This window comes from Natrarchaeobius oligotrophus, from assembly GCF_003841465.1.
In the GTDB taxonomy this organism is placed as follows: Archaea; Halobacteriota; Halobacteria; order Halobacteriales; family Natrialbaceae; genus Natrarchaeobius; species Natrarchaeobius oligotrophus.
In genome coordinates, this window is the sequence record NZ_REFZ01000022.1 from 1 (window position 1) to 25,714 (window position 25,714).

27 protein-coding genes are annotated in these 25,714 nt (G+C 66.8%); 15 read left to right on the forward strand and 12 right to left on the reverse strand.

Annotated features, from left to right (window positions below):
* Both EA472_RS19360 and EA472_RS22665 read left to right on the forward strand, forming a co-directional pair.
* Positions 1–473: transcription initiation factor IIB (locus EA472_RS19360; RefSeq protein WP_133306990.1), on the forward strand; the 473-nt coding region annotated here is incomplete at its 5' end.
* Positions 474–651: 178 nt separating this feature from the next.
* Entirely contained in the window at positions 652–828 is a 177-nt protein-coding gene (locus tag EA472_RS22665; protein ID WP_165874946.1) for a hypothetical protein, read from the forward strand.
* Between the two features lie 241 nt (positions 829–1,069).
* Here the strand turns inward: EA472_RS22665 and nirK are convergent, their stop codons facing one another.
* From nirK to EA472_RS19380, 4 genes are all read right to left on the reverse strand, one after another.
* The gene (gene nirK, locus EA472_RS19365) at positions 1,070–2,170 is read right to left on the reverse strand and encodes a copper-containing nitrite reductase (protein ID WP_124193152.1); all 1,101 of its coding nucleotides are present in this window, start codon (positions 2,168–2,170) and stop codon (positions 1,070–1,072) included.
* 169 nt (positions 2,171–2,339) lie between these two features.
* On the reverse strand, positions 2,340–2,603 hold the full coding sequence (locus EA472_RS19370; RefSeq protein WP_124193153.1) for a DUF2249 domain-containing protein: 264 nt from the start codon (positions 2,601–2,603) through the stop codon (positions 2,340–2,342).
* A gap of 283 nt (positions 2,604–2,886) precedes the next feature.
* Positions 2,887–3,120: a DUF2249 domain-containing protein gene (locus EA472_RS19375; RefSeq protein WP_124193154.1), complete on the reverse strand. Its 234-nt coding sequence runs from the start codon at positions 3,118–3,120 to the stop codon at positions 2,887–2,889.
* 75 nt (positions 3,121–3,195) lie between these two features.
* Positions 3,196–3,423: a DUF2249 domain-containing protein gene (locus EA472_RS19380; protein ID WP_124193155.1), complete on the reverse strand. Its 228-nt coding sequence runs from the start codon at positions 3,421–3,423 to the stop codon at positions 3,196–3,198.
* A gap of 129 nt (positions 3,424–3,552) precedes the next feature.
* On the opposite strand from EA472_RS19380, the gene EA472_RS19385 reads away from it, so the two are divergent.
* The 7 genes from EA472_RS19385 to EA472_RS19415 all read left to right on the forward strand — a co-directional run bounded on the left by EA472_RS19385 (position 3,553) and on the right by EA472_RS19415 (position 10,059).
* Positions 3,553–4,227 carry a helix-turn-helix domain-containing protein gene (locus EA472_RS19385; protein ID WP_124193156.1) on the forward strand — a complete coding sequence of 225 codons (675 nt, stop codon included), beginning with the start codon at positions 3,553–3,555 and terminating at the stop codon, positions 4,225–4,227.
* Positions 4,228–4,574: 347 nt separating this feature from the next.
* On the forward strand, positions 4,575–6,179 hold the full coding sequence (locus tag EA472_RS19390) for a 4Fe-4S ferredoxin N-terminal domain-containing protein (protein WP_124193157.1): 1,605 nt from the start codon (positions 4,575–4,577) through the stop codon (positions 6,177–6,179).
* Positions 6,176–7,585: an NrfD/PsrC family molybdoenzyme membrane anchor subunit gene (nrfD, locus tag EA472_RS19395; RefSeq protein WP_124193158.1), complete on the forward strand. Its 1,410-nt coding sequence runs from the start codon at positions 6,176–6,178 to the stop codon at positions 7,583–7,585. Before EA472_RS19390 ends, nrfD begins: the two co-directional genes overlap by 4 nt.
* Entirely contained in the window at positions 7,582–7,899 is a 318-nt protein-coding gene (locus EA472_RS19400) for a hypothetical protein (protein ID WP_124193159.1), read from the forward strand. Before nrfD ends, EA472_RS19400 begins: the two co-directional genes overlap by 4 nt.
* Positions 7,900–8,007: 108 nt before the next feature.
* Positions 8,008–8,310 carry a hypothetical protein gene (locus tag EA472_RS19405; RefSeq protein WP_124193160.1) on the forward strand — a complete coding sequence of 101 codons (303 nt, stop codon included), beginning with the start codon at positions 8,008–8,010 and terminating at the stop codon, positions 8,308–8,310.
* 168 nt (positions 8,311–8,478) lie between these two features.
* On the forward strand, positions 8,479–9,570 hold the full coding sequence (locus tag EA472_RS19410; RefSeq protein ID WP_124193161.1) for an Mrp/NBP35 family ATP-binding protein: 1,092 nt from the start codon (positions 8,479–8,481) through the stop codon (positions 9,568–9,570).
* Positions 9,571–9,729: 159 nt separating this feature from the next.
* Entirely contained in the window at positions 9,730–10,059 is a 330-nt protein-coding gene (locus EA472_RS19415) for a cupin domain-containing protein (RefSeq protein ID WP_124193162.1), read from the forward strand.
* Between the two features lie 29 nt (positions 10,060–10,088).
* On the opposite strand, the gene EA472_RS19420 is transcribed toward EA472_RS19415, so the two are convergent.
* Positions 10,089–11,234 carry an asparagine synthase C-terminal domain-containing protein gene (locus tag EA472_RS19420; protein ID WP_124193163.1) on the reverse strand — a complete coding sequence of 382 codons (1,146 nt, stop codon included), beginning with the start codon at positions 11,232–11,234 and terminating at the stop codon, positions 10,089–10,091.
* The gene (locus EA472_RS19425; protein ID WP_124193164.1) at positions 11,231–11,917 is read right to left on the reverse strand and encodes a PHP domain-containing protein; all 687 of its coding nucleotides are present in this window, start codon (positions 11,915–11,917) and stop codon (positions 11,231–11,233) included. Before EA472_RS19425 ends, EA472_RS19420 begins: the two co-directional genes overlap by 4 nt.
* 208 nt (positions 11,918–12,125) lie before the next feature.
* Between EA472_RS19425 and purL the strand changes: the two genes are divergently transcribed.
* Both purL and EA472_RS19435 read left to right on the forward strand, forming a co-directional pair.
* A complete protein-coding gene (purL, locus tag EA472_RS19430; protein ID WP_124193165.1) occupies positions 12,126–14,306 on the forward strand; it encodes a phosphoribosylformylglycinamidine synthase subunit PurL in 2,181 nt (726 codons plus the stop codon).
* 92 nt (positions 14,307–14,398) lie between these two features.
* Positions 14,399–14,986: a response regulator transcription factor gene (locus tag EA472_RS19435; RefSeq protein WP_124193166.1), complete on the forward strand. Its 588-nt coding sequence runs from the start codon at positions 14,399–14,401 to the stop codon at positions 14,984–14,986.
* A 1-nt stretch (position 14,987) separates the two neighbouring features.
* On the opposite strand, the gene EA472_RS19440 is transcribed toward EA472_RS19435, so the two are convergent.
* Positions 14,988–16,913, reverse strand: coding sequence for a PAS domain-containing sensor histidine kinase (locus tag EA472_RS19440; RefSeq protein WP_124193167.1), 1,926 nt, complete (start codon positions 16,911–16,913; stop codon positions 14,988–14,990).
* A 178-nt stretch (positions 16,914–17,091) separates the two neighbouring features.
* Positions 17,092–18,078 carry an ornithine cyclodeaminase family protein gene (locus EA472_RS19445; protein WP_124193191.1) on the reverse strand — a complete coding sequence of 329 codons (987 nt, stop codon included), beginning with the start codon at positions 18,076–18,078 and terminating at the stop codon, positions 17,092–17,094.
* 567 nt (positions 18,079–18,645) lie between these two features.
* On the opposite strand from EA472_RS19445, the gene EA472_RS19450 reads away from it, so the two are divergent.
* The 4 genes from EA472_RS19450 (at position 18,646) to EA472_RS19465 (ending at position 21,181) form a co-directional block, all read left to right on the forward strand.
* Positions 18,646–18,876, forward strand: a complete 231-nt coding sequence (locus EA472_RS19450) for an AbrB/MazE/SpoVT family DNA-binding domain-containing protein (RefSeq protein WP_124193168.1) — start codon at positions 18,646–18,648, stop codon at positions 18,874–18,876.
* On the forward strand, positions 18,877–19,251 hold the full coding sequence (locus EA472_RS19455; protein WP_124193169.1) for a PIN domain-containing protein: 375 nt from the start codon (positions 18,877–18,879) through the stop codon (positions 19,249–19,251).
* A gap of 43 nt (positions 19,252–19,294) precedes the next feature.
* Positions 19,295–20,818 (forward strand): replication factor C large subunit, encoded by a 1,524-nt coding sequence (locus tag EA472_RS19460; protein ID WP_124193170.1) that lies wholly within the window; start codon positions 19,295–19,297, stop codon positions 20,816–20,818.
* Positions 20,819–20,971: 153 nt separating this feature from the next.
* Positions 20,972–21,181, forward strand: a complete 210-nt coding sequence (locus EA472_RS19465) for a hypothetical protein (RefSeq protein ID WP_124193171.1) — start codon at positions 20,972–20,974, stop codon at positions 21,179–21,181.
* A 142-nt stretch (positions 21,182–21,323) separates the two neighbouring features.
* On the opposite strand, the gene bioD is transcribed toward EA472_RS19465, so the two are convergent.
* The 4 genes from bioD to bioB form a co-directional block, all read right to left on the reverse strand.
* Positions 21,324–22,055, reverse strand: a complete 732-nt coding sequence (gene bioD, locus EA472_RS19470) for a dethiobiotin synthase (RefSeq protein ID WP_124193172.1) — start codon at positions 22,053–22,055, stop codon at positions 21,324–21,326.
* Positions 22,056–22,083: 28 nt separating this feature from the next.
* Positions 22,084–23,388: an aminotransferase class I/II-fold pyridoxal phosphate-dependent enzyme gene (locus EA472_RS19475; RefSeq protein ID WP_124193192.1), complete on the reverse strand. Its 1,305-nt coding sequence runs from the start codon at positions 23,386–23,388 to the stop codon at positions 22,084–22,086.
* Positions 23,389–23,457: 69 nt separating this feature from the next.
* On the reverse strand, positions 23,458–24,513 hold the full coding sequence (locus EA472_RS19480; RefSeq protein WP_124193173.1) for a transcriptional regulator: 1,056 nt from the start codon (positions 24,511–24,513) through the stop codon (positions 23,458–23,460).
* A 32-nt stretch (positions 24,514–24,545) separates the two neighbouring features.
* Positions 24,546–25,664, reverse strand: a complete 1,119-nt coding sequence (gene bioB, locus EA472_RS19485) for a biotin synthase BioB (protein WP_124193174.1) — start codon at positions 25,662–25,664, stop codon at positions 24,546–24,548.
* Positions 25,665–25,714: the final 50 nt, after the last annotated feature.

Here is a 25,714-nt window from a genome sequence, read left to right on the forward strand (position 1 = left end):
CCCTCGAGGAGGACCTGCTGCCGGGACGATCGATCGAAGGCGTCGCCACCTCGGCGCTGTACGCCGCCGCCCGCCAGGCCGGCACCCCCCGCAGCCTCGACGAGATCTCCGCCGTCTCCCGCGTCGAGAAGGACGAGATCGCCCGCACGTACCGGTACGTGATCCGCGAACTCGGCCTCGAGGTCCAGCCCGCAGACCCCGAGAGCTACGTCCCGCGGTTTGCGAGCGACCTCGATCTCTCGGACGAGACCGAACGACGCGCTCGGCGGCTGCTCAAGACGGCCAAGGAGACGGGGATCCACAGCGGCAAGTCACCGGTCGGCCTCGCCGCCGCGGCGGTGTACGCCGCCGCCCTGCTGACCAACGAGAAGGTCACCCAGAACGAGGTCAGCGAGGTCGCGAGCATCTCCGAGGTCACCATCCGCAACCGGTATCACGAACTGCTCGAGGCCGAAGGCGGCGCGCCGGCGTGACCCGAACGTGAGATCGGCTGCGACCGCGCGTCGTCGGATGTGGAGTCGTCGCGTCCGTCGTTTCGATTCAGTTTCGTCTTTCCAATTCGGTATTGATCCGCGTTAGTGTCGACTTTCCCGGCGCGGAACCGTTCTAACCGGGGCATACTGAAGGGGGTAGTCGGTGCCTTCGATCGATATGTACGCCGATACGCCCGCCAACGCTGGCCGCGGAGAGTGCGTCGACGCGACCTGTGACAACTGCGAGTCCGACGACGAGATTGCCTACACGCTCCGGACGTACGTCGACGGCGGATCGGGCGAGCAGGTCGACCTCCACTTCTGCTCGAACGATTGCTTGCGCGTCTGGACGTGAGAGATCGGTCGCGAGGCGACGTCCCGTTGCCCTCACGCCAATTCGTCGGAGCGACGGGAGCGACCGTCGACGACGACGGCTCAGTACACGGCTATCTGTGCTACAACAGTACGAAATTTCGAACGAGGGTGTATGAAATACTCGGTTGGAACGGGAGTGCTCGGCGTCTCTCGAGTCGAGCCGGGGAGCTGTGCAACGAGAGCTGCCGGCGGGAAAAGCCGCGGCGTCGGGCCGTGACGGATCACGGCTCGTCGTAGACGTCCGGGTTCGGGTCTCCCTGGACGTCGATCACCGCGAGCGCGCCCTTGTTTACGACCCGCGAGAGCGCGTGGTCGACGATCTTGATCGGGCCGGGAACGGGGAGTTCCATCTCGCCCGCGACGACGGTGCCGGGTGCGATCGGCGACGTCTCCACGTTTCGCGCCGGCTCCGAGAGCAGGTCGCCGTCGCGGTAGAACCGCGACCAGACGTTGCCGATCGGGTGGAGCGCGCTGGTGAAGTTCGGGCCGCCGTTGGCGAAGTACACTCGAACCGTCTCGCCGACTTCGGCCTCGACGGGACCGTGCTGGCCGTCCTCGGTGAAGCCGTAGGCCTCGCCGTTCATGAGGACGTACGTCGGGTCCTCGTCGGCCGAGGCGTCGAAGTCGAAGTGGTGGTGGCCGTCCTCGCCCGTATCGCCGTTGGTGTACAGCTCGTGCTGGCCGAAGTAGAACTCCCGGTCGACTTCCGGGAGCCCTTCTTTGGGTTCGACGAGGATCGCGCCGAACATCCCCAGGCTGATGTGTTGGTCCATGTTCGGGACCGCACAGTGGTAGATGTGCACGCCGGGGTACTTCGTCTTGAACCGGAGTCTGGCCGGCTCGTCACCGGGTGCGATCGTCGTCGCGACGGCGCCGCCGCCGGGTCCGTACACCGCGTGGAAGTCCACGTTGTGGGTGTCCCTGTTGTGTTCGTCGGGCACCTCGAAGGTGAGGTCGATCGTGTCGCCTTCGCGGACCCGGATCATCGGGCCGGGGATCTGGCCGTCGTAGGTCATGTACTCGACGGTGACGTCGGGTTCGACCTCCGCGACCACCTCGATCGTCTCGAGGGTGATCTCGTGCGTCCGCGGCTCGTCCCAGTCGACCGGCGGCGGAACGTCGGTCGGGTCAGCCGCGATGTGGCCGACGCCGACCTCCTCGGCCGGCGGCAGTCCCTGGTCGCCGTCGTCGGCGTCGGCGTTCCCGTTCCCCCCCGCCTCGCTCGGCGGAGCGTCGGTAGTGAGACAGCCGGCGACCGCGACGGCACCGGTCGCGCCGGCAGCCTGGATGAACGATCGTCGGTTAATGGTAGTTGTAGTCATTTTCCTTAACCTCTATCCCCATATTTGCCATACACACGTTCACCTCTGTCGCAAATTCTTGAACGGGGAGAAACTGAGCGAACATGTTCGTGTCAGTGGTGGGACGAATCGGAGAAGAACGGCCGTCAGGCTGGATCGACGCGGTTCGACGTCCGTGGCGCGTCGACGACTACGGCCGCCAGATTACGGTGACGACCTCCGTCCCGCCGTCGACCGTCTCGTAGGCGTACCCCCTCTCCTCGAGTTTCGGAAAGAGAAACCGCGGCACGCGATCGTTTCGCTGGATCAGCACGGTCTCGTCGGGGAGGTCGACGAGCCGCTCGAGCGTGCGCTGTAGCGGCTCCGGGGGGCCGAGCGTTCGGACGTCGATCGTTTCGCGCGGTCGGTCCGACGGTGCGTCGGTTCGGTCGACGATCGATGCGAGCGACTGCATACGGGACCGATCGGCCCGCAGTCACCTCTCTCTCGTGCCGTACGTGTTCGCGACCCGACGGTCGACGACGGCGTTCGGCCACGCGGCTGTCGGGCGTCGGTACCGTGACGGACGGGGGCCGCGGCGCGTCTCACGGGGATCCGAGGTGGTGTGTCGCGTGCGTCCCGCAGTCCGCAAAAGCCGGCGGGTTGCAAACGAACGTATTCCCGGCTAGATCAGCGGGTATCTGCGGACCACGCACCCGTGTGGCGGTCGGAGAATCCGTCTCTCGCCGAACGATCGATCAGCGCTCGCGTTTCGGGAACCGCGCCACGAACTCCTCGGGACCGACGCGTTCGACCTCGTAGCCGTCGGCGTCGAAGCTCTCGACTTCGGCCTGGAACTCGTAGAACAGCGGCTTGGGCTCGTGGTCGTTGACGATGGTTAGCGTCTCGCCGGGCTCGAGCGCGTCGAACTGCTCGTGGATGGTCGGATGGCGGTTCACCGGCGGGACGTCCCTGACGTCGAGTCTCGTCATGCGAACGGAGGTCGACGCCCCGGACGGATCGGTGTTCGTGCGAACCGGTTCGGCCGCCCCGCTTCGTCGGCACCCTCAGGCGCGTTCGATGAACACGCGCCAGACGCCGTCGTCGCGTCGTTCGCTCTCGTGAGCGAAGCCGCGCGCCTCGAGTACCTCGTACAGCGGAGCCGGTTCGAAGGGCGCGAGCAGCCGAAGCCGGTCGTCGGACTCGAGTTGCTCGAGTGCGGTCACGATGTCGTCGAACGGTGGGCCGTCGATCTCCCGGACGTCGAGCGTCCGGTCGGCTGGTTCGGATGCCATGGATCGCCGTTCGGGAGGTGGGCTGTTGGGCGTTGGCACGAATCAGTTCGGCACTCATTCCCAGTCGGTAGGAATCGGGCGAATATATTCGTCACCACGGGTTCGTACTGACGATTAGAAGGTGATTACATGGCCCAGGCGACACTCACGGTGACGATGCCGGAGCAGGTGTGGATTCAGCAGGTCTCGACGGAGTACCCCGAGGCGACCTTCCGCGTGCTGGCCGCGGTTCCCGGTGCGGAGTCGGGGTTCGCGCTCGTTCGCGTCACCGGACCGGACGTTCCGGAAGTCGTCAGCGACGTCGAGGCCCACCCACAGATCACGGAACTCACGCTCGTCCAGTGGACCGACGACGAGGCGACGATCCACTTCGAGACGACGGCTCCGCTGTTGCTGTTTTCCTCGCGCGAGTCCGGAATGCCGATCGAACTCCCCGTCGAAATTCGCGACGGCGAGGCGACGGTCGAGGTGGCCGGCTCGCGAGAACGGCTCGCGGAACTGGCCGAACAGCTCGAGCAGTTCGGGCTCAGGTACCGCATCGACAACGTCACCGAACGCCTCCACGAGAGTCAACTCCTCTCGGATCGCCAGCTCGAGGTCGTCGCCGCCGCGGTCGAGCAGGGGTACTACGACACGCCCCGCCGGTGTTCGCTGACCGAACTCGCGGATCACCTCGACATCGCCAAATCGACCTGCAGCGAGACGCTCCACCGCGCCGAGGAGGCGATCGTCAAGCGATTCGTCGAGGACGTTCCGGGCCTCGACGACCAAGACCCGCTCGTCGAACAGTTCGCGACCGGTTGAGGTCGTTTCTCGTCGATCGGCGACGTCGCGTCGGTACTGATCCCCCACGCCGGCGGCCGATCTAGACTCCGTCCACCCGAGACGGACCGCTTCGTCCGTCTCGGATCGCTTCGTTTCCTCGCCGTCGGACGGTTTCCGGCCGGATCGTACTCGGGCCGTCGACGCGGGCACCGTATATAACACCGAACAAGTTCGCACCGGTTCTCACGAGTTGGAAATCGGCTCGATACTTCAATCGTATCTAGTTGTGACTCCGCACCAGTGGAGCACAAATGAACGTATTCAAGTATCTGTCGCTGAGTATCCACTCCGTGAGAGAAACAACATGCCAGGGGTGTTCTGAGTAGATGAGTACAGACGACGAGTCATTCCACCCGCTCGGCGAGGAGTGGGAGAACGATCTCGAGGCCATGCTCGACGATACCGAGTACGACAGCGATCTCGGGATGGACATGGCCAGAGACGCGATGCGCGTCACCAAAGGCGAACTGTCCGAGGCCGAGTTCCACGAGAAGTACCACGAGGACGTCATGGAGGAGTTCGGCGTCGACGACCGTCCCACCGAGGAGGCCTACGAGGAGCTGAAGGCCGCCGAGGAGGGGACGTTCTCCCGCGTGCTCTCGACGTTCGAGGGCGACGGCGAGGACGGTCGCCGCGACGTGATGAAAAAGATGGGGGCGGGAGCCGCGTTCGTCGGACTCGGTGCCTGGGGAACCGCCGACGCCGGCGAACCGGAGCCGAACGTCGCCGCCCAGGAGGACGACGACGGCGAGGACGGCATCCAGTGGGGGATGGCGATCGATCTCGAGCGCTGTGACGGCTGTCTCTCCTGCGTGACCGCCTGCTCCCAGGAGAACGACCTGGACCAGGGGGTCAACTGGATGTACGTCCTCGACTACGAGGAGCCCCGAGGCGGCGCGGACACGAGCCGAAACCGGCTCGTCCGACCGTGCCAGCACTGCACCGACGCGCCGTGTGAGAAGGTGTGCCCGACGACGGCCCGTCACACCCGCGACAGCGACGGTCTCGTCCTGACCGACTACGACGTCTGCATCGGCTGTCGGTACTGTCAGGTCGCCTGTCCCTACGGCGTCAACTACTTCCAGTGGGACGAACCCGACGCGAGCATCGACGAAGTTCGCGAGCACGCCGAACAGATGGGCGCGGAGAACGACCACCTGTACGACGAGCGCGGCCGGTGGACCGACAGCCGCGCGCCTCGCGGCGTCATGAGCAAGTGTACGATGTGTCCGACCCGCCAGGACGGGTTCAAAGGCGACGAGTACGTCGGGACGACGGCCTGCGAAGAAGCGTGTCCGCCGGACGCGATCCAGTTCGGAAACATGAACGATCCCGACAGCGACCCACAGACGTACATCGACAACCCGAGCCGGGGACGCGCGCTCGTCCGGATGGACGTCAGCGCACCCTCGGCCGACACGCTCGAGGAGCAACTCGACGGCGCCGACGACGACCTCGAGTCCGTCCTCGACGCGTCCGAGGACCTCGACGAGGAGATGCTCCGGATCCTCCTTGCGATCGACATCGTCACCGAGGAGATGGGCGTCGGCGACTCCGAGTACGTCGAGTACGAACAGAACATTCTGGAGATCTTCGACGTGCTCGAGTCTCACGGCCTCGACCTCGCGAGCGAGGACGTCCTCGTCCCGCTCCGTCTGGCGGACGAGCCGGGCGAAGACGACGAGTTCGACGGGCCGAGCGAAAGCGACGCGCAGGCCGCACTCGAGGCCTACGCCGGTTCGCCCGAGTCGAACTTCCGGCTGCTCGAGGACATCGGGACCAACCCGAACATCGTCTACCTGGGTAACGAACCTGGTCCGAACGCACAGCAGGTCGACGGTCCGGTCGCCTACGACGACGTGGGCCTGACGGACAACCGCAAGGACGTGCTCGACGAGAAGACGGTCGGTGACGCAGGGGTGTCGCTATGAGCACGAAGACGCCGACCAAGGAGGACATCCTCCGTCCGACCAACACGTTCACGAAGAAGTACGTCGCGCTCTTTGGCGTCTGCGCCCTCGTGTTCGGTGCGTTCCTGGTCGGCTGGCTGTACCAGCTACAGCAGGGGCTGGCCGTCACCGGCCTCTCCGACTGGGGCTCGGGCGGCGGCGTCACGTGGGGACTGTACATCGGCGCGTTCATCTGGTGGGTCGGCATCGCCCACGGCGGTATCATCCTCTCGGCCGCGGTCAGGCTGCTCGGGATGGACCGATACATGCCGGTCGCTCGACTCGCGGAACTGCTGACGATCGCCGGCCTCTCCGCGGCCGGTTTCTACATTCTCGTCCACATGGGCCGTCCGGACCGGATGGTCACGAGCGTGCTCGGCCACTACCACATCACGGTCAACAACTCGCCGCTGGTGTGGGACGTCACCGTCATCACGGCCTACTTCGTGCTGACGGCGACCTACCTCGGCCTCACGCTTCGATACGACATCTCGCGGCTTCGCGATCAGCTTCCCTCGTTCGCGCCGGAAGTCGGCGGCAAACAGCTTCCCGACGTGTATGGACTGGTCTACGACGCGATGACGGTCGGCTACAGCGAGAAAGAAGACGAGATCATCGAGCGGATGGTCTGGTGGGTCGCGCTGGCGATCATCATCATGGCTCCGCTGTTGCTCCACGGCGGGGTCATCCCGTGGCTGTTCGCCGTCCTGCCGAACTATCCGGGCTGGTTCGGTGCGATCCAGGGGCCGCAGTTCCTGACGATCGCGCTGACGTCCGCGATCAGCGGCGTCATCCTCGTTTCCTACGCGTTCCGTCGCGCGTACGACTGGGATCACATCATCACCGACGACATCTTCCGCGGACTCCTGCTGTGGCTCGGCTTCTTCAGCCTGCTGTTCCTGTGGCTGCAGCTCCAGCAGCTCACCGCGGGTAGCTTCGCGCCGACGGTCGACCACGCGGACGCGACCGCCTCCAAGTTCTCGCACCCGATGTACATCGTTCCGATTCTGATGGTACTCGGCGTCCTCGCGTACATCTTCGCGACGACGCTTCGGCCGTCGCTGTTCAGCAAGAAGCGGGCGATCGTCGCCGGCGTGTTCGTGCTGTTCGCGACGCTCGTCGAGAAGACCTACTTCGTCATCTCGGGCTTTTGGTATCCGACGTTCAGCATCTACGAGGGAACGCCCGGCGAGTACTTCCCGAGCGCGATCGAGCTGATGTCGGTGTTCGGTACGATCGGGATGGTCACGCTGATCTTCCTGGTCGTTTCGAAGCTGGTTCCGGTCGTCGAACTCCACGCGGTCGAGCACCTTCGCGGTGATCACGGCCACGACGGCGATCACGAGTCAGCCCACGACGCCGCGACCGAACCGGAGGTGGAAGCATGATCGCGCCGGCATCGATCGCGTCCGCCCTCTCGTTCGTCCTCTATCACGGCTACGAAGGAACGGAAGGGCTGACCGGCTTCCCGAACATCGGAACCTACCTCATCTTCGGGGTCATCCTGGTTCCCGTCTACGTGATGGTGATCGCGTGGTTCGTCGGCGAACCGCGCGACTCCAAGACCGGCCTGATGGGCGTCACCTACCTCGTCGGGATCACCGCACAGATGTGGATCGGAATGTTCTTCCTGACGATGATCATCGGCATCGTCTTCTACGGTGGGCTGCCCGAACCGTTCGGTTCGGTCGGCCCGCCGTAATCGGATCGATCGCGGTTCGATTTTCGCGTTTTTCGTCGCCCCGTACGTATCGCTTGCACGTGCAGGCCGTACCACGACTCCGTCGGGGATGGTTACGGTAGGCGAGCGATGATTCCACACCGCCTGCTCGCGTCCGTTCTCTACCACGGCTACGGACCGACCGAAGGGCTGACCGGATTTCCGAACACCGGAACGTGGCTCATCTTCGGCGTCGTGTTGGTTCCGATCTACGCGATGGTCGTCGCCTGGTTCGTCGGCGTCCCTCGAGACACGAAGACGGGGCTACTCGGCGTCACCTACCTCGTCGGGTTGACGACGACGATGTGGGTTTCGATGCTGGTGTTGACGGTGATGCTCGGGATCGTCTTCTTCGGCGGTGCGCCCGAGCCGTTCTCCCCACGCGGACCGTAGCGAGGGCGTCCGCTCGCGCACGCGGGTCGTCTCATCACCTCGAGTCCGATCCCGATTTCGGTGACCCACCGCGCCTCTCGACGTCGGTCCCGTGGGACGGTTCGGTAGCCGAACCATCACACGTATCCCGTTCGGTCCCGTTCGTCCGCTCAGAGTATACGACGCACTATGAGTATCACCGAACACGAACTCAAAATCGAACTCGAGGGGATCGAGGACCCGGACATCGGCGAGGACATCGTCTCGCTCGGACTCGTCAACGACGTCACCATCGAGGACGAGACCGCCCGGATCTCGCTCGCGTTCAACGCACCCTACGCGCCCTCCGAGATGGAGATCGGCAACCGCATCCGAGAGGTCTGTGACGAAGCCGGCCTCGAGGCCGACCTGCGCGCACACGTCGGTCAGGAACACGGTTTCGACGACGAAGTGTTGCCCCGCGTGCGAAACGTGATCGCCGTCGCCTCCGGGAAAGGCGGCGTCGGGAAGACGACGGTCGCCGCGAACCTCGCCGCCGGCCTCGAGAAACGCGGCGCGATGGTGGGCATCCTCGATGCGGACATCCACGGCCCGAACGTTCCCCGCATCCTGCCGGTCGAGAGCGAACCCGGCGTCACGCCCAACGAGGAGATCGTTCCGCCCCGGTCCGACGGCGTCCGCGTCATCAGCATGGGCTTCATGATGGAAGAGGAGGACGATCCCGCGATCCTCCGCGGTCCGATGGTGAACAAGTTCATGATGAAGTTTCTCGAGGGCGTCGAGTGGGGTCGACTCGACTACCTCGTCGTCGACCTGCCGCCGGGAACCGGCGACGCGACGCTGAACCTGCTGCAGTCGATGCCGGTGACGGGCTCGGTCGTCGTCACGACGCCCCAGGAGATGGCGCTCGACGACACCCGCAAGGGCATCCAGATGTTCAACAAACACGACACGCCCGTCCTCGGCGTCGTCGAGAACATGAGTTCGTTCATCTGTCCGAGCTGTGGCGACCAGCACGGCCTGTTCGGCACCGAAGGCGCCGACAGCATCGTCGACAGGTACGACGTCCCGCTGCTCGGGCGGATCCCGATCCATCCGGACTTCGGCGCGGACGGCAGCGACGGCGCGATCGTCAAAAACGACGAGAGCCCCGTCCAGGAGCCGGTCGAGGAACTCGTCGCGGAGATCTCGAACCGGATCGGCGAGATCAACCGCCGCACGGTCGACGAGCACACCGCCGATACGCCCGACGACGCCCTGCCGACCGAACTCGAGGACTGACGCTTCTACTGCGGTCACCGTTTCCGACGCGCTCGAGATCCGCGGCAGTTACTGCCGTCGCGATCGCTCGAGGGGACGACGGCGCAGCCAGCACCGATCCCCGCGGCAGCCGCCCGTCAGGGACAGCGATTATTGTGCTCGTCCGCGAACTGTCGGCCGATGACGCTCGACAGGTACACCGACGCGCTCGCCGACCTCGAGCCGGCCGACGGCGAGGTCGAAAGCACCGAACTGGTCGTCACCGACGACATCCTCGTGAAGGCGTTCGCGCTCGGACCCGACGCCGAACTCGAGCCCCACGAACACGGCGACAGCACCAACGTCTTTCACGTGCTCGAAGGGACGGTAACGGTACTGCAGGACGGCGAGAACGAACGAATCGACGCGCCGGGCGTCGTCCTCCACGAGCGAGGGGTCGAACACGGGGCGAGAAACGACACCGACGAGACGGTCATCTTCACGGCGAGTCTCTGTCCGCTCCCGTCCTGAACCGGACGGCACCGGCACCGCCATCGCCGTCAGTCGATCCCGTCCGCATTCTCGAGCAACGACGCGACGTACCGCGAGACGTGGTCGTCCATCCGCCGTTTGTAGCCCGCCTGCCGGGCCAGCCGGTCGAGTTCGCGGGCGACGAGGCTGCCGTACTGGACCGCCTTCTTGTCCCTGGCGGCGACCTCGGCGGGGAGATACCGCGATGCGACGCGCCGGAGGCCCCGCTTGCGGATCTCCTCGTCGGCCAGCAACTCGTCGGGCAGCCCCAGCGCCGCGTCGACGACGGCGTCGTGAAGAAACGGAGCGACCGGCTCGAGGCCGGTCGCCTCGATCGCGAGCACGTCGCGGGGAAGCTGGTCGGGGAGGCTCCGTATCTGTTCTCGCACCGCAGCGCGGGTCGTCTCGGCGTCGACGCGGTGATCGAGGCGAACGACCTTCTCGTAGCCTCCGAACAGTTCGTCAGCGCCCTGGCCGACCGCGAGGGCCTCGTAGCCCTCCGCGGCGACGCGTTCGCCCACGAGAAACAGCGGCAGAGCGATCTGGACGTCCATCGCGTTCGTCCGGCCGATGGCTCGCGCGACGCGCGGAACCGCCCGCTCGAGGTCCGCCGGCTCGAGTTCGACTACGGTGAGGTCGCGTCCCATCGCCGCGGCCGCCGTACGGGCGGCTTCGACGTCGTGGCTGTCCGGAAAGCCGACGACGAAAAGCGGCACGTCGAGGAGTTCCGCGACGAGCGCCGAGTCGACGCCGCCGGAGAAGGCAACCGCGACGTCGCCCTCGACGGCCCGGGCGGCATCCGCCCCCGTCCGGATCGCGCCGTCGAGGCGCTCGAGCGCGACCCCCTCGTCGTCCGGTTCCGGATCGGGGAGCGTCCAGCGGTGGTCGACGGCCGACTCGAGATCTGCGGCGGCCGACGGACCGGACTCGAGGTCGAGAACGCCGCCCGCGGGAACGAGGACGGGATCGGCGAGCGGCGTCGGTTCGAACGACCAGGCCGGCGCGTCGGTCGGGCGATCGGCGTCGCCCTCGAGAAAGAGCGGAACGCGCCCGAGGACGTCGCGGACGAGCCGGCCGTCGACCTCGCCCGCAAAGCCCGCGGTTCCCGGTAGCGCCTCGTCGCGTTCGATGGCGCGGCGAACGAGCCGCGGATCCCCGCCGCAGAGGTCGGTCACCGGAACAACCCCACGACGCCGTTTCGCACCCGGCGACGGACGCCGCCGGCGGCCTGTCTGAAACTGATGTGCCAGGGCGTTCGTTTTCCCTCGACGGACGTCTTTCCCTCGCGAATCGCCTCGAGAATCGCGTCGACGGAGCGCTCGTCGGCGTCGACGCGGGTGACGGCCTGCCCGACCATCTCGCTGATGTGGGCGTCGCTGCCGGCGGTCATCGGCAGTCCGTGCGAGCGGGCGAACCGCTTTGCCTGTCGGTTCGCCCGCCCGGTCAGCAGCCGCGAGTTGTACACTTCGATGGCGTCGCCGGTCGCGAGCTGGTCGCGAGAGATCCGGGCCATGACGCCGTGACGGGATTCCTGAAAGGGATGAGGGATGACGGCGAGGCCGTCCTGGGCGTGAATCTCCTCGATCGTCGACTCGAAAGAGAGGCCGGGCGGAATCGCCTCCGTGACGCCCAGCCCCAGAACGTGACCGGCTTTGCTCGAGATCTCCATTCCGGGAATGCCGACGAGCCCGTACTCCGGCGCTCGGTCGGCGGCCTCGAGGCTGGCGTCGATCTCGTCGTGATCCGTGATCGCGATCGCGTCCAGGCCGATCCCCTCGGCCTGCTCGAGGATGAGATCGACGGGGTCGCGACCGTCGTAGGACAGCGCCGAGTGCACGTGGAGTTCGACCGACAGCACGGATATGCGTTTACGTTGCCTGATGAAAAGCCCCTCGGTCCGGCCCAGCGGCTGCGAGCACGCCGTCGAGTGCAAGCCGCCGAGCGCTCGAGAGCCGCGGCTGGATTCTCGTCGGTCGCGTCGAGACCGGCGAGGTCGGACCCGACGACCGTTACACGAACGTGCACATAGAAACCCCTTTACTGCCCCACTTCCACCACCGACATGAATGAGTCTTGCCGATTCGGACCGCGAACTCGTCGTCTCGGAGCTGGGCCGCGAACCGACCCCGGCGGAGGCGGCGCTGTTCGAGAACCTCTGGAGCGAGCACTGCGCGTACCGCTCCTCGAGACCCCTCCTCTCGGCGTTCGAAAGCGACGGCGAACAGGTCGTCGTCGGACCCGGAGACGACGCGGCGGTGGTCGCACTCCCCGAGAGCGACGGCGAGGGCGAAGGTGACGAGCGAACGTACGTGACGATGGGAATCGAGAGCCACAACCACCCCTCCTACGTCGATCCGTTCGACGGCGCCGCCACGGGCGTCGGCGGCATCGTTCGCGACACGCTCTCGATGGGGGCGTACCCGATCGCGCTCACCGATTCGCTGTACTTCGGCGAGTTCGATCGCGAGCACTCGAAGTACCTCTTCGAGGGCGTCGTCGAGGGAATCAGCCACTACGGCAACTGCATCGGCGTCCCGACGGTCGGAGGGAGCGTCGACTTCCACCCCGACTACGAGGGGAATCCGCTGGTCAACGTCGCCTGCGTGGGCCTGACGAACGAGGAGCGACTCGTTACCGCCGAAGCCCAGGAGCCCGGGAACAAACTGGTGCTCGTTGGCAACGCGACCGGCCGCGACGGCCTCGGCGGCGCGAGCTTCGCGAGCGAGGATCTGGCCGAGGACGCGGAAACCGAGGATCGACCCGCGGTCCAGGTCGGCGACCCCTACGCCGAGAAGCTGCTCATCGAGGCCAACGAGGTTCTCGTCGAGGAGGGACTGGTCGAGTCCGCACGCGATCTGGGTGCGGCCGGTCTCGGCGGTGCCTCGAGCGAGATGGTCGCGAAAGGCGGCCTCGGCGCGCACATCGAACTCGAGCGAGTCCACCAGCGCGAGCCGAACATGAACGCCCTGGAGATCCTGCTCGCGGAGTCCCAGGAGCGGATGTGTTACGAGATCGAACCCGACAACGTCGACCGCGTCCGCGAGATCGCAGAACGGTTCGACCTCGGCTGTTCGGTCATCGGCGAGGTCACCGACGGCAACTACGTCTGTACGTTCGAGGACGAACCGGGCGACCGCGAGACCGTCGTCGACGTCGACGCGCACTTCCTCGGGGAGGGTGCGCCGATGAACGATCTGGCGGTCGACGAACCGGCTCAGCCCGACACCGACCTGCCGGACGTCGATCCCGAGGCGGCCGTCGACGCGGTGCTCTCGAGTCCGAACACGGCCTCGAAGCGGTGGGTCTACCGCCAGTACGACCACGAGGTCGGCGTCCGGACGAGCGTCGGACCGGGCGACGACGCGGCGATCGTCGCGATCCGCGAGAGCGGCCAGGGGCTGGCCATCTCCGCGGGTGCGGCCCCGAACTGGACCAGCGTCGCGCCGCGCGAGGGCGCGCGAGCGATCGCACTCGAGAACGCGACGAACGTCGCGGCCAAGGGGGCGACGCCGCTGGCCGCTGTCGACTGTCTCAACGGCGGCAACCCCGAGAAGCCGGACGTCTACGGCGGGTTCACGGCGATCGTCGACGGGCTCGCCGAGATGTGCGAGACGCTGTCGACGCCCGTCGTCGGCGGGAACGTCTCGCTGTACAACGACTCCGCGACCGGCCCGATTCCGCCGACGCCGACGCTCGCGCTCGTCGGCGTCAAAGACGGCTACGACGCCCCGCCGCTTTCGGTCGACGCCGACGCGGGCGGTGAACTTCTGCTGGTCGGCGACCTCGGCCTCGAGTCGAGCGACGCTCGCCTCGGCGGGTCGGAGTACCTCGCGCGGTTCGACGGCAGCGATCGATTCCCTGCGTTGCCCGACGATCCCGCCGCGTTCGTCGAGACGCTCGCGACCGTCGCGAACGCGGACGCCACGGCCGCGGTCCACGACGTCAGCCACGGCGGTCTCGCCGTTTCCCTCGCGGAGATGGTGACAGACGACGCCGGCCTCGCGGTCACCCTCGAGGCGGACGACCCCGCAGGCGCGCTGTTTCACGAACAGCCGGGGCGCGCGCTGATCCAGACCGGCGCTCCCGAGGACGTCCGCGAGGCGTTCGCGGGGGTCGCGCCGGTCGTCTCGCTCGGAACGGTCACCGACGACGGGACGCTCGCCGCGTCCGTCGGCGACCGAACGATCTCGCTGGAGGCGGCGGAGATTCGCGACCTCCGATCGACGATCGACGCCGAACTCGAGTAGGTCGTTCCCGTTCGGTCGTCTTCCGTTCTCGGTCCCGGTACGTTGATGTATTCTCGGTGCGCACGGCGAACCAACGACCAGGAGACCGGAGGATGTCGATCGACCGCCCGTCAGTGCTGATCGTAGAAGACGAACCGGAGCTCGCACAGCTGTACGCATCCCGGCTCGGGAGAGCGTACGACGTCGAGACCGCATACGACGGCAACGAGGCGCTCGAATCGATCGACGAGAACGTCGACGTCGTCCTGCTCGATCGGCGGATACCCGGCCTGCCCGGGGAGACGGTTCTCGAGACGATTCGCGATCGAAATCTCGACTGTCGGGTCGCCATGGTGACCGCGATCGAACCGGATTTCGACATCGTCAGCATGGGATTCGACGATTACCTCGTCAAGCCGGTCGCCAGGGAGAAACTGACCGACGTCATCGAACAACTCCTGTTACGATCGACGTACGACGAGCAGTTACAGGAATTTTTCGCCGTCGCGTCGAAGAAGGTACTCCTCGACGGACGAAAGACCGAAGCCGAGCGAAAATCCAGCCAGGAGTACGCCAGACTCGAGGATCGCCTCGCGGTGTTGCGTGCTCGCGTCGACGAGACGGTGTCGGAGCTGCTCGAGGGCGACAGCTACCGACAGCTCTGTCGAGACATCACGCGGGAGTCGCTACTCGACGAGTAAACTACGCCGTTCGGCTTCGGTTTCGCGACCGATCGTTCCGACGAGTCGACTCCTCGTCTTCGTCGGTCGTCGCGGGCTCGAGCGTCATCACGCCACGAATCTCGATCCGCGAGCCGGTTTCGCAGTCGGTCTCGACCGAGAGCGTCCAGTCGTGGGCCTCCGCGATCGCTCGCACGAGCGTGAGGCCGAGGCCGTCGATCGCCGCGTCGTCTTCGGTCGTGGGATCGAGCAGGCGGTCGATCGTCGACGGCGGCGCTTCCCGCGCGTCGTCGGCGAGGTAGAACCCGCGGGGCTGATCGGCGTCGTCGACGCCGGTGAGACCGATCCGAACCGAGACGTCGTCGTCAGCGCGCGACGCGACGTCGTCGAACGCCGTCTCGAGCAGGTAGACGAGCCGATCGGCGTCCGCCCTCAGCGTCGCCGCGCGGTCGACGGCGACGGCGTTCTCGTCGAGGCGGGACGCCTCCGCCGCTTCGGCGACGATCCGATCGAGCCGGACGCGACTGCGCGTCCGCACGGTCGAGGCGTTTCGAGCGAACTCGCGGACGTCGTCGACCAGCCGCTCGGCGCGGTCGAGCGTCGGCTCGACCGAATCCTCCGCGAGCGGAAACTCCCAGTGCTCGTCCCCGTCAGTCTCGAGCGCGTCGGCGACGGCCTCGAGCTGCCGTTTGAGATCGTTCGAGAGGACGTTCGCGACGCCCTCGAGGCGCTCGGTTCGGCGCTGAAGCTCGGTGGTCTGTTCCCGAAGGAGCCGTTCTCGATCGGCACGATCGAGCGCCGCGCGGGTGTTTTCCGTGAGCGTCGAGAGCAACTCGACGTCCGTCTCGTCGAAGCGGTGTGGCTCGAGCGATCCCGTCATGAGCACGCCGTGGGTTCCGATCGGCGCGATGATCTCCGAACGGATCGGCGTCTCCGGGTTGTAGAGGCCGTCGACCGCCTCGAGGTCGTCGAATCGCTCGACACCACCGGCCTCGAACACGTCCCAAACGAGCCCCTCGTTCGGATGAAAGCGCGGGAGACCGCCGAACTCGTCGTGTGCGCCGGCCGTTCCGGCGACGGGTTCGAGATAGCCGTGTTCCTCGTCGAGCAGCCACGCGCCGCTGATCGGCAGGTCGAGGAGGTCGCTGCCCGCGTGGACCGCGATCGCACAGATCTCGTTCGGATCGTCCGACTCGAGCAGCCAGCGAGTGATCTCGTGCAACGAGGCAGCGACGCGTTCGTACTCGTGCTGGTCGGTGACGTCGCGAACGACGGCCGCGACGGTGGCCGTGTCGTCTTCGATCGGGACGAAGCGGAACTCGCCCATCCGATCGACGCCGTCGGCGTCGGTAAACGGCACCTCGAGCTGGCGTCTGTCCGCGGTGCCGATGTCGACGTCGGTGATCGCCCGGCCGATCTCGACGGCGTCTTCGTTCGCGATCGACGCTAGCTCGGGGATGATTTCGACGTGTTCGCCACACAGCTCCCGGCGATCGGCCCCGAGAAACTCCTCCATCGCGGCGTTGACGGTAACGATCTCTCGGTTCCGGTCGAGCGTGACCACGCCGTCGTGGACGGCTTCGACGACGGCCGCGTGCTGGGCGATCGTCGTCTCCTTGCTCTTTCGGTCCGTGACGTCGCGCATGTACACCGAGAGACCGTCTTCGGAGGGGTACGCCTGCGCTTCGAACCAGGTCTCGAGCTGGGCGTGGTAGATCTCGAACGCCACCGGAACCTGTTCTTCCATCGCCCGGTGGAACCCGTCGGGAAACTGCGTCTCGACGGTCTGGGGAAACTCGTCCCACATCACCCGACCGATCAGTTCGTCGCGGGAGCGTTTCAACAGCGTCTCGGCGCGGTCGTTGAGGTAGGTGAATCGAAAGTCCGTATCGAGCGCGAAAAAGGCGTCCGTCACGCGATCGACGATCGGAACCGACCGGCGCGTCACCGTTGCTCACCCGCCACCAGCGCCGCGGCCGCACGTTCCTCCCCCACGGAGAAATCGGCGTTCGTTGAAAGCATCGACGGACAGTCAGGAATTACTAGGCGAAGCTCGTATTTCAGTGTCGTGGCCAACTGTTACGGTACGCGTCCGGACGATCGGTTTCCGTTCTCTGGGGGCCGATCTACAATAAAACCGTCGTTCCGAGATTCGTCTCGAGCGCGCGCTCGAAGACGAATTCGGCGGTCGCGGCATCCAGCACCGCCGAGCCGACGCTCTCGAGGACGATTATCTCGTCCGATGATCGCCGTCCCCGTCCGTCGGCGAGCGCGTCGCCGAACCGGCGAACTTCACGGTCGCGATGACCGCGAAGGTCTCCCGTCTCGACCGCCTCCGTCGGCACGTCCGCGAAGATTCGAGCCGCCCGATCGATCGTCTCGTCGTCCAGTTCTCGCATCTCGGCCGTGTACGCGCCGACGGCGATCACCAGCGTTCCGGCCGCGAGCGCCTCGCCCGGAACCACCGGTTCGGTGCTCGTCGTCACCGTAACGACGACCGTCGCGCCGTCGACGGCCTCGCGGGGACTCGAGACCGCACGCACCCGAGCCTCGAGTTCGGCGTCGAGGGCCGTCGCACACTCGAATCTGGACTCGCTCGGCGAGTGGATGCGGACCGACTCGAGATCGTCGCCGACCGCGGCCGCGATCGCTCTGGCCTGCCAGCGGGCCTGCGTTCCCGCGCCGATCACCGCCAGCTCGACTGGGCCGTCGGCCGCGAGCTCGCGCGCACCCAGACCCCCGATGCAGCCGGTCCGCGCGTTCGTGATCCGGTTTCCCGCGAGATAGCCGACGGGCTGGCCGGTTTCGGCGTCCGTCAGACAGATCTGTGCGGTGACGGTCGGCAATCCGCGATCCGGGTTCCCCTCACAGACCGTGGCGAGTTTGGTCGCGACGTAGGCGGCTCCGTGGACGTACGCCGGCATGCAGAGCGCGGTCCCCGTCTCGCGCTCCGGTGAGTCGGGATCGAGTCCGACTCCGATCGGGTAGTGCGGGCGGTCGGGCCGTTCGATCGCGCCCGTTCGCTGCTTTTCGAACGCGTCGGCCACGACCGGAAGCAGCGCCTCGAGGTCGAGCACCGACGCGACGTCCTCGTCTGCGAGCACGCGGAGCATGCCTCGAGCGTCGTCGGCCGGACACTTGTACGTACGCTCGCGGGCCGGCCGGGAGCGGACGCGCCCCCGTCGGCGATCGCTCTCCGTCGAGAGACGCAGACAGCGCCACGAGGGCGGGCCGATGTCGCTCACGACGCGAAACGATCGGACGAGTACCGGTCGCGGCGATCCGCTCGAAGCGCTCGGAGGCGGGTTCGAAGAAGTCGACAGGTCTACGGCGATCTTCTCGAGGAGGCGCGGACGGAAGCGCTCAAGGAAGCCGGTCGGTAACGCTCGTCCGTGAGGACGCGAACGCGAACGTCGCGTCCGGTCTCGACCGAAGGCGACTCCAGTTTCGACTGGAAGACGGTCGCCGAGGAGTGACGCTCCGCAACCACTGCACGCGGCTCGCACCAACCACCACGCAGTAAGCGACTGGACCGAGACGTCGGGACGATGTGATGGGGCCGTCGAATGCCTATCGTCGTTTACTCGTGGACACGAACACGAACTCCCACTAAATAATTTGAGGTGGGCATTTCCACATATCGGGGAACATTTTTATTTTCACCCACCGTACGCCGAGGTATGTCAGACGTCGCACTGGACGACCGCGGCCGCCTCACGCTCCCGAAGGAGGTCAGAGAGCGATACGGGGACCGATATCACGTCGTTCAACTTCCCGACGGAATCAAACTGGTTCCGATCGCCGACGACCCGCTCGAGGCGCTCAGAGACGAGTTCGCGGACGTCGAGAAGTCGGCCGACGAACTTCGTGAAGACGCACGAAAAGCAGCCCTCGACGAGGCCGGGCGATAAATGTACGCGGAGACCGATTTTCTGCTCGCGCTCATCAAGGACGACGACTGGCTCGGCGAGGCCGCCGAGTCGGTGTACCGAGAGCACCGCGACGAGTTGTGGACGTCGCAGTTCACGCTCATCGAACTCCTGATGGTCGCCTACCGCGAGGAACGTGATACCGAACGCGTCGTCTCGAACGCCGCCAACCTCGTCGAGGTACGCGGTGACGTGGAGACGGTCGTTACGGCGGCGACGTACGTGGAGGACCACGAATTCACGCCGTTCGACGCGCTTCACCTCGTCGAATCTAACGGCGATACCGTGGTCTCGAGCGACGACACGTACGAGGACGTCACTCCCCGTCTGGACCTGAAGACAGTCGACGCCGAGTAACGCTCCGCAACCACTAAACGCGGCTCGCACCAACCACCACGCAATGAGCGACTGGACCGAGAAGTACCGCCCGACGACGCTGTCGGAGGTGCGCGGCAACAACAAGGCCCGCGACAAACTCGAGGAGTGGGCCGAAAGCTGGGACGACCACCGGGACGCGGTGATCGTCCACGGCAGCCCCGGCGTGGGGAAGACGTCGGCGGCTCACGCCCTCGCCAACGACATGGACTGGCCCGTGATGGAGCTCAACGCAAGCGACGACCGGCAGGCGGACGTGATCGAACGGGTCGCGGGCGAGGCCGCAAAGAGCGGCACCCTGACCGCCGGCGGGGCGGGCCGGCGGCTGGTGATCCTCGACGAGGCCGACAACTTCCACGGCAACGCGGACTACGGCGGCTCCCGGGAAGTTACCCGCGTCGTCAAAAACGCCAGCCAGCCGATCGTGCTCGTCGCAAACGAGTTCTACGACATGAGCCAGTCGCTGCGAAGCAGCTGCGAGACGATCGAGTTTCGCGACGTCTCCAAGCGCTCGATCGTCCCGGTGTTGCGGGACATCTGTCGCCGGGAGGAAATCGAGTACGACGAGGCGGCCCTCGAGAAGATCGCGGAGTCGACGAGCGGCGACCTCCGATCCGCGGTCAACGACCTGCAGGCCGTCGCGGAGGAGGCCAACCGCCTGACCGTCGACGACGTGGTTACGAGCGCGCGCGACCGAACCGAGGGTATCTTCGACTTTCTCGACGCGCTGATCAAAGAGGAAGACGCCGAGGGGGCGCTTCGGGCGTCCTACGACGTCGACGAAACGCCCGACGAACTCCTCAACTGGATCGAGGACAACGTCCCGAAGGATTACGAGGGTCCAGAGCTCGCCGACGCCTACGGCTTTCTCTCGAACGCCGATCGGTGGCTCGGCCGGGTCCGGGCGACGCAGGATTACTCGTTCTGGCGGTACGCGACGGACAACATGACCGCCGGCGTCGCCGCCTCCCGGCGCGAGAGCAAGGGCGGCTGGACCCGGTACGGCCCGCCGAGTTACTGGTCGAAACTCGGCCGAACCAAGGGGACGCGCAACACGCGCGACGCCATCGCGGGGCGCATCGCCGAGCGCGAGGGAACGAGCGTCGCGACGGCTCGCCGGGAGATCATGCCGTTTCTCGCCGCGATGACCCACCACTGTCGAAACCGCGAGCTGACCGTTCGGATGGCCGCCGCCTACGACCTCGACGAGGGCGAGGTTTCGTTCGTCACCGGGAGCGGAAAAGACACCAACAAGGTTCAGTCGGTCGTCGAGGACGCCGAGGAGCTCATCGAGGAGGCGACGGTCGAACACTCGGGGTCGGCGTTCTTCGCGCCGGCAGACTCGAGCGACGGGGCCGGAGCCGACGCGGGCGGTGAGTCGGAAGACGTGGACGTGACCGCGACGGACGGCGACAGCGAGGACGGCCAGCAAACGCTCGCCTCGCCGAACGGCGGGGACGCGGGCGAGTCCGACGACGGCTCGAGCGCCGACGCGTCGGACGAGCGTGACCAGGACGACGACCAGTCCGGCCTGAGCGACTTTCTCTGATCTGCCAACCGGCCGTCCGCCAGCGGGCGCTCCGGCGAGCGCCGTCCCGGGTCGGGTGCGACCGGTCGTCGACGCCGGCGTTCTCGGCACTCGATCCGTCGGATCGAGAACTGGCGGTACAATTACGTCGATGAACGTCGTTACTAGACGACGGTGAGTAGCGAAATGACCGACCAGCACGGCTGCCCCTTCTGTCCACACTCGTACGACGAGCGCACGGACCTGCGCGTCCACCTCGAGGTCGAACACCGAAAGTCGGAGATCGTCTCCGCGTTCGTCAACGTACTCGAGTCGGATACCCCGACCCACGACGGGAAGACGGCGGCTCCCGAAGACGAGATCCGGTCCGCCCCGTCGCCGTGAGCGGCGGATTTCGACTTCGAGCCGGTACCCGACTGACCGCGAGCCCGGTTCCGATGGTCGACCGAACTCGATAGCCGTCGGTCTGCAATCGTCGCTCGAGCGAGACGATCGGTCGGGACGAACCGCCGCTCGAGCGCGACCGTCACTCGATCGATTTCGCGTCGACGTCGGAGAGACGCTCGAGAAACGAAGGTGAGAGCGCGTCGACGACGCCCGTCGCGAGCGTTCGCGGCGACCCGTCGGCGTCGACGGACGGAACCGTCTCGACCGGGCGTCCGGTCATCCGCTCGAGTTCGGCGGGATTCGTCCGCTTGGCGACCGTCGCCCCGTCGAACTCGTTGCAGACGATCCCCCGGACGTCGACGCCGCGGCGTTCGAGCGCCGCGACCGAGAGCGCGGTGTGGTTGAGCGTTCCCAACCCCGAGCGCGCGACGACCACCGCGGTCGCCTCGAGATCGGCGACGAGGTCGATCACCTCGCGGTCGCCGGCGAGGGGAACCCGGAGCCCGCCGATCCCCTCGACCAGTGCGAGTTCCGCGCGGTCGACCTGGCGCTCGCAGTCGGCGAGGATCGCGTCGTAAGAGAGCCGGTCGCCGACGCGCTCGGCGGCGACCCGCGGCGCGAGCGGCGGCTCGAGGGCGCGCAGTCGAACCGCCGCGTCGGGATCGCCGCAGGCGTCCGCGACGAACGCCGCGTCGTCGTCCGGCGGACAGCCGGTCTGGGCCGGCTTGATCGCTCGAGCGGCTTTCCCTCGTTCGCGGTAGTAGCGGGTGAGGCCGGCGGTGATCGCGGTCTTTCCGACGCCGGTGTCGGTGCCGACGATCGCGAGCGGACGCGACGTCGATCCGTTCGGCCGATCGCCGTCCGTCGTCACGCTTCGGTACACCTCGCCCGACAGCGGCTCACAGGAGACCGACCTCCTCGCTCGCTTCCCGGACGGCCTCGAGACAGGCGACGACGTCCGCCTGCTCGTGGGTCGCCATCGGCGCGAACCGGAGGCGGCTCTCGCCGTCGGGGACCGTCGGCGGTCGGATCGCCGGAACGACGACGTTCCGATCGCGAAGCGCGGCCTCGAGCGCGAGCGCGTCGCGACGGTCGCCGACGACGACCGGGAGGATCTGGGAGTCACCGGGAACGTCGAATCCCATCGTCTCGAGGCCGTCGCGGAGGTGGGCGACGTTCTCCCAGAGGCGTTCCCGCGCGTCGCCGTGGCGCGCGAGGTGGAGCGCCTCGCTGGCGGCCGCCGCGGCCGGCGGCGTCAATCCCGTCGAGAAGACGAACGACCGCGCGTCGTTGACGAGACACGAGATCAACGCGTCGCTGCCGGCGACGTAGCCGCCCTGGCTCGCAAGCGCCTTCGAGAGCGTCCCCATCTGGACGTGGACGCGATCCTCGAGTCCTTCCGCCTGGACGACGCCGCCCCCGTCGACGTACAGCCCCGTCGCGTGAGCTTCGTCGACCATGACCCACGCGCCGAACTCCTCGGCGACGTCGCAGAGCGCAGAAAGCGGCGCGACGGTGCCGTCCATGCTGAAGACGCTGTCGGTGACGATCAGCCACGATTCGGTTCCGTCGGGCGAACTCGAGTCGGAACTCGCGCTCGCACTCGAGTCGGAACCGGAGCACGCGTCGGCGTTCGGGTCGGAAGCCGAATCAGCATCGACGGGCGCGTCGTCCCGGTCGGCCCGCGCCGCCAGTTTCGCTCGGAGGTCCTCGACGTCGCGGTGGTCGTAGACCACCGTCTCGCAGTCGACCAGTCGACAGCCGTCGATGATGCTCGCGTGGTTGAGTTCGTCCGAGAAGATCACGTCGGGCTCGAGCGCCGCGATCGTCCCGACGTTCGCGGCGTATCCCGACGAGAACGTCAGGGCGCGGTCGGTTCCTTTCGTCTCGGCCAGCAGCCGCTCTACGTCGCGGTGGACCATCGTATCGCCGGTGACGAGTCGACTGGCTCCGGAGCCGGTGCCGACGGTCGCGGCGGCGCGACGGGCCGCGTCCTGGACGCGCTGATCGTCGGTCAGCCCGAGGTAGTTGTTGGAGGCAAACACCAGCGCCTCGTCGGCGTCGAGGACCGGGAGTTCGCCTCCGCAGGACTGTGCGAAGTAACCCCGCTCGGCGACGCGGTCGACGGGCGACAACGTCCGGTTCAGCTCGTTCTCCTCGAGCGTCGCGAGACGCGCCTCGAGGTCGAACCCGCGGTCTTCCATTCGGATGAAGGGAGTCATCGCCACGGTTTCACTGTCACGGTTCCGTTCCGACGTGTCATCGTCCACCCATCAAATGCGAGGCATCAGCTCCGCCGGTCCGAAGACGCCGTACTCGCCGGCGCGATTGCGCCGGACGCCCGCTTTCAGGTAGCCGAGCGCCGGCCCGTTCACGTTGGCCGCCATGCTCGTCTCGTCGCCGAGCTGGACGGTGTTCGTCGCCCGCTCGCCATCGAACGTCGTCCCCGTCACGGTGACGGTCGTCGTCATCGGCTTCTCGTCGCGCCGAAGATCGAGTACCCCGCCGACGGTGACGTCCGCGGCCTCGCAGACGCCCGCGCGCTCGAGCAGGACGTCGTCGGCGTGTTCCATGTCCTCGAACTCGATGACGCCGTCGCGGTCGTCGACGATCGCCTCGATCTCGTCGTCGGAGAGGTCGCGCACGGTCTCGAGGTCGTAGTCCGGCAGATGTGCGATGTCTTCGCGGACGGTGCCGCGATTGTCCTCGTACCCCGACGCGAGTCCGACGCCCCACCGGATGTCGACCGAGTCGACCTCGACGAACGACTGGGCGACGAGCGCGGCCGCGCCCGTGAGGAAGCCGGGGGTCGCACCCGCGCCACAGACGAAGGTGACGCCGGCGTCCTCGAAAGCGACGCTCCGGTCGTCGAGCATGCCGATCACGCGCGAGCGCTTCAGGACGTCGACGAGGACGCCGTCGTAGCCAGCGTCGACGAACCGGTCCGCCGTCCGCGGGATGAAGTCGTGTTCGTAGTTCGGGAGCGCGAGCAAAACGGCGTCGAGGTCGTCGCCTCGATCGACGATCGACCGGATCGGATCGTCGGTTTCGTTCCCCTGTGCCGACGCGAGGACGCCCGCGCGCTCGCCGTGGCGCGTGACGTCATCGTTGCCTGCAGCGTCGGAACCGGAACCGGTGGCGGCGTCACCACCGATGTTGCCCTCGGTCGCCGCGAGCAGTTCGTCGACGTCGAGTCCGTCGGGATCGATCGCGACGCCGCGTCGGTCGCAGGCCGCGACGGGAGTGAGGTCGTCTTTGTGCTGGCTAACCTCGAGCGCTCGTCTGCCGATACCACCGGTTCCAAGGACTGCAAACGTGATTTCTTCCATCGTGTGTCGGTGATCGGTCGTCTCGTCGTCGTTCAGTCGTCGTCGCTTTCGGCAGCCGCGTCCGTCGCCGACCCGTCGCTCGAGCGCACGGCCGGTTCCGTCCCGGCGTCGTGGCGGGCTTTGACCGTCTCCGGATCGAACTCGTTCGTCTCCCGGTTCGGTTCGAGGCCGGCGCGCTCGACGATCCGGACGTCCTCGGCGGGCGACTGGCCCTCGGTCGTGAGGTAGTCCCCGATGAGGATGCCGTCCGCGCCCGCCTCGAGCGGGCGATGCTGTTCGTCGGGGGTGAGATTGACCTCGCGCCCGCCCGTGAGTCGAATCCGCGCCTCGGGGTGGAGGAGTTTGTAGACGGCGACGGTCGCGACGATCTCGTCGGTCGTGATCTCGACGCCGCGTTCCGCCAGCGGCGTCCCCTCGATCGGGTTCAGGACGTTCACCGGCAGCGACGAGACGCCGATCTCCTGGAGTGCAACGGCCGCCTCGATTCGATCGGTCGGCGTCTCACCCATGCCGAGGATAACGCCCGCACAGAGGTCCATGCCGGCTTCCTTCGCCACCTCGAGCGTCCGGACGCGGTCTTCGAAACTGTGCGTGTCGACGATCTCGGGGAAGTACCGCGGAGACGTTTCGATGTTGTGATTGTAGTGGTTGATGCCCGTTTCGGCCAGAATGTCGGCTTCCTCGCGGGTGAGGATGCCGAGCGAGGCGTCGACTTCGAGGTCGCACTCGTCGCGGACGAGCCCGATCGCCTCGAGGACCTCCTCCCACTCGTCGGGGCGGCGATCCTTCGAGACGCCTTTCTCCGCGAGGACGATGCCGAAACGCTGGGCGCCGTCGCGCTCCGCTCGTTTGGCCGCCTCGAGGACGCGCTCCGGTCCGAGGAAGTCGTACGTGTCGATGCCGGTGTCGAAGTGAACCGACTGGGCGCAGAAACCGCAATCTTCCGCGCAGTTGCCGGCTTTCGCGTTGACGATCGAGCAGGCGTCGACCGTTCCGTCCCCGAAGCGGTCGCGAACCACCGCGCCGGCGTCGGCGAGCTGGTCGACCGGCTGGGCGATCAGGGCGAGCCCGTCCGTTCGATCGAGGCGTTCGCCGGCGAACACTCGCTCGAGGGCGTCGTCGATCGTTTCGTTTCCGGTCTCGTAAACCACAGGAAAAGAGATGGTTGACGAGAATATAATTCTTGTGACTCTCCGGCGAC